Genomic DNA, 4,068 nt, shown 5'->3' with positions numbered 1-4,068 from the left:
TATATTCCGTGCGTTGCGGCGTTACCTCAGCTGGATAGAGGGTCTGACTACGAATCAGAACGTCACAGGTTCGAATCCTGTACGCCGCACCAGCCGAACTTCGAAGGTGCCTCCCGAGGCACCTTTTTTATTAGAAATCCTCTGCGGGGCTCGGGCCTCACCGGAGGAGCGCTCATGGTGCGGGGCGGAGCGTCCCCGGTGCGCGGGCGGGGTACGGCGCGGCGCCTTAAGCACGGAGTCCCATACGACGCAAGCTCGAGTCCCACGGCGTCCCGTGGGGCACGTTTCATCGCCAGCCGGCCCCGACTTATTCAGCAAGAGGGTCGGCGGTCACGCGTGCCGCTTCGCATAACAGCTGCCGACGTCCCCTCGTGCCTCTACGCTCGGTTGCTGCCGGCGCGGCGCCCGCTCTGCCAGTTCCGAACAACCACCTCCCTGTTTAGTGCGAACGGTCTGTTTGCCCGCGCAAACGGGCGGCGTGCTATCAAGATGCGGTACATTGTTTCATGATGACGGATACACCATGACCAACTTGTGTCTTATCGGTTTAATAGATGCTGATGGAGGTGAAGTCCATGTCCCACGGGTTGCTGGTCAGGCTCAAGGAGCAGAAACCTTTCGCGAGTCCGGCCGAGCGAAACATCATCGACTACATCCAAGGTGATCCGCGCGCCGTGATGTCCCTGAGCATCAGAGGCCTTGCCGAGGTGACGTTCACGTCTCCGTCCACGATCGTCCGCTTCTGCCGAAAACTGGGGTGCAGCGGCTACAAGGAGTTCCAGCGCGAGCTGGTTTTCGAGTTCGCGGCCTCGCAGGAGCGCATGGATATCGCGCTTGACGACGTCGACCAGGACGATGACGCTGCCGCGATCATCGAGAAGGTCACCCGCAGCGACATGCTTTCCATCGAGGCGACGAGCCGGCTGCTCGATGCCGCCACGATCGACCGGTGCGCCGACCTCATCGCGTCGTGTCGCGTGGTCGACCTGTTCGGCATCGGCGCATCGCTGCTCGTCGCGCACGATTTCGAGCAGAAGCTCACGCGCGTCGACCGCGAGTGCCACGTGTACGACGACTGGCACAGCCAATGGCTCTGCGCGCGCAACATGCATCCCGATGACCTGGCGATCGTGATCAGCTACTCCGGCATCACGAGCGAGATGGTCGAATGCGCGCGATGCGCGCGGGAGCGCGGTGCCCAGGTGATCGCGATCACCCGGCTGGGCAACGGTAACGGTGTCGCGCGCTATGCGGACTACGTGCTGGGTATCGCGACGAGCGAGCCTTTGGTGCGCAGCGGCGCCATGGGCTCACGCTTGTCGCAGCTGCTGGTCGTCGACGTGCTGTACTCGACGTTCGTCGCGAAGGACTACGAGCGCTGCGCGGAGCTCATCCGCCGGAACTATACCGTCAAAGAAGGAGAGGGCGCGAGCCGCTTTGCGGCGAGCGGCACGAAGGGAGGGGGTCATGCTTGACCTGTCGAAACTGACCACCGAGACGCGGAATCCGGAGACCATGCATCTCGACGAGATGACGCCTCTGGAGATCGCGACGGCGATGAACCGGGAGGACGCTCACGTGATCGAAGCGATCCGCGCTGAGCTCCCGCACATCGCCCAGGCGATCGAGTGGGCAACCGAGAGCCTGCGCGCGGGCGGTCGCATCATCTACATGGGCGCCGGCACGAGCGGCCGCTTGGGCGTGTTGGACGCTGCGGAGTGCCCGCCGACCTTCGGCGTCTCGCCCGATGTGGTCGTGGGCCTCATCGCCGGCGGCGAGCAGGCATTCACCAAGGCGGTCGAGGGCGCCGAGGACAGCACGACGCTCGGCGAGGAGGACCTCAAGTGCATCGGTCTTCAGCCTCGCGACATCGTGATCGGCCTTGCGGCGAGCGGTCGCACCCCTTATGTGGCCTATGCCCTGGACTACGCGCGTTCGGTCGGTTGCCATACTGTCGCCATCGCCTGCAACAAGGACTCGGTCATCGGTAGCCACGCCGAGCTCGCGATTGAGCCGGTATGTGGCCCCGAGGTGCTTACGGGCTCGACGCGCCTCAAGGCGGGCACGACCCAGAAGCTCGTGCTCAACATGATCTCGACGGCGTCCATGGTGGGCATGGGCAAGGTGTACCAGAACCTGATGGTCGACGTGCAGCAGACGAACGAGAAGCTCATCGTGCGCGGCCAGAACATCTGCATGGCGGCGACCGACTGCACCCGCGAGGAGGCCATCAGCGCCCTCGCCGAGGCGGACGGCCACGTTAAGACCGCCATCGTGATGATCCTGAACGGCCAGAGCGCATCCGAGGCACGTGCCGCGCTCGAGGCGGCATCCGGTCACGTGAGGGCTGCCATCGGCGCGTAGGCGCGATGGCGGAAAGAGAGGAGACGGCATGACAAACGAGGAACTTGTCAAAGCGTGTTTTGACAAACTGGGCGGTCGCTCGAACGTCACGGCGGCGACCAACTGCATGACGCGCCTGCGCATCCACGTGCAGGACGACAGCAAGATCGAGGACGAAGCTCTCAAGAACATCGAGGGCGTGCTGGGTATCGTGCACGACAACCCCGGGTACATCGAGATCGTCGTCGGTCCGGGCAAGTGCCGCAAGTGCGCCGACATCTGCGCCGCCATGGGCATTCCGGTTTCCGCCGAAGGCGCGACCGAGAACGATTGGAAGGCCAACAAGGAGGCCATCAAGGCAGGTCAGAAGCAGAGCAAGCTGAAGGGCATGCTCAAGACGTTCGGCGAGATCTTCGTCCCGCTGATCCCCGGCGTCATCGCCGCGGGCCTGTGCTCCGGCTTCGCCACGCTGCTCACGCAGCTCGTGCCCGGCTACGCCGAGGACACGTTCTGGGGTGTGGTCTACAACCTGCTCACCCTCATCAATCAGTCGTTCATGACCTACATCACCGCGTGGGCCGGCTACCGCGCCGCCGAGCGCTTTGGCGGCACGCCGATCCTGGGCGGCATGCTGGGCATGATCACCTCGCTTGCGGGCATCGACTCCATCTCGCAGCTCGTCGGCCTGTATAACGAGGCGCAGCCGCTCGACGCCATCCTGCGCGCCGGCCGCGGCGGCGTGCTCGCCGTGATCATCGGTGTCTGGGTCATGGTCAAGATCGAGAAGGCCATCCGCTCCAAGATGCCCGATAACGTGGACATCGTGTTCACCCCGCTGCTGACCCTGTTCATCACGGTGATCCCGTACGTCTTCATCGTCATGCCCGCCACCGGCTTCATCTCGACGGGTCTCGTGTGGGTCGTCCAGCAGGTTGCCATGAGCGCCAACCCGTTCGTCCGCATCATCGCGGGCTACATCTCGGCGCTGCTGTTCCTGCCAATGGTCGCTATGGGCATGCATCATGGCCTGGTCGCCCTGTACACCGTGCAGCTCGAGACCTTCGGTTACGTGACGCTCTATCCCGCTCTCGCCATGGCCGGTGCCGGCCAGGTGGGCGCCGCGATCGCCATCTACCTCAAGGCGAAGAAGTGCGGCAACCAGCGCATCCGCTCCGTCATCGACGGTGCGCTGCCGGCAGGCGTGCTCGGCGTCGGCGAGCCCCTTATCTACGGCGTCACGCTGCCGATGGGCAAGCCCTTCATCACGGCCGGTCTGGGCGCTGGCTTCGGTGGTGCCTTCGTGATGGCCATGCAGGTCGCGTCCACGACCTGGGGCCCGTCTGGCGTGCTGGCCTTCCCGGTCATGACGGCAAGCCCGGTGAACGACGCGGTGATGTGCATGGTCTTCTACGGCATCGGCCTGATCATCAGCTACATCGGCGGCTTCATCATCACGAATATCTTCGTGTCCGCCGATGAGGTCGCGGCTGCGTAACGCCAGCTCGAACCTTGCCGAATTCGTAGGCGATACACAGTGCGCGGCAGCTCCTACCTGCGGAGCTGCCGCGCACGTTATGTAATGTGAAGGTTACGTAAGGTTGGCGAAAATCTCCGCTTGACGAACCCGTACGGCGGTGGCATTATATTCCGTGCGTTGCGGCGTTACCTCAGCTGGATAGAGGGTCTGACTACGAATCAGAACGTCACAGGTTCGAATCCTGTACG

The 4,068-nt window shown here is 63.7% G+C and carries 3 protein-coding genes and 1 tRNA gene; all 4 read left to right on the top strand.

Annotation, left to right across the window (positions count from 1 at the left end; all coding sequences use genetic code 11):
* Window positions 1-15 precede the first annotated feature (15 nt).
* The 4 genes from H6A16_RS10400 (at window position 16) to H6A16_RS10385 (ending at window position 3,838) form a co-directional block, all read left to right on the top strand.
* Window positions 16-92: transfer RNA gene (locus H6A16_RS10400), tRNA-Arg, on the top strand.
* Between the two features lie 483 nt (window positions 93-575).
* Window positions 576-1,475 carry a MurR/RpiR family transcriptional regulator gene (locus H6A16_RS10395; protein WP_204618929.1) on the top strand — a complete coding sequence of 300 codons (900 nt, stop codon included), beginning with the start codon at window positions 576-578 and terminating at the stop codon, window positions 1,473-1,475.
* Window positions 1,468-2,364 (top strand): N-acetylmuramic acid 6-phosphate etherase, encoded by an 897-nt coding sequence (gene murQ, locus H6A16_RS10390; protein WP_204618926.1) that lies wholly within the window; start codon window positions 1,468-1,470, stop codon window positions 2,362-2,364. Before H6A16_RS10395 ends, murQ begins: the two co-directional genes overlap by 8 nt.
* A 28-nt stretch (window positions 2,365-2,392) precedes the next feature.
* Window positions 2,393-3,838: a PTS transporter subunit EIIC gene (locus tag H6A16_RS10385; RefSeq protein WP_204618932.1), complete on the top strand. Its 1,446-nt coding sequence runs from the start codon at window positions 2,393-2,395 to the stop codon at window positions 3,836-3,838.
* Window positions 3,839-4,068 lie beyond the last annotated feature (230 nt).

Origin of the sequence: Collinsella tanakaei (assembly GCF_016900375.1) — a bacterium.
Taxonomy (GTDB): Bacteria; Actinomycetota; Coriobacteriia; order Coriobacteriales; family Coriobacteriaceae; genus Collinsella.
The sequence above is the reverse complement of the archived record's forward strand: the minus strand, read 5'-3'. Positions and strand labels throughout refer to the sequence as shown.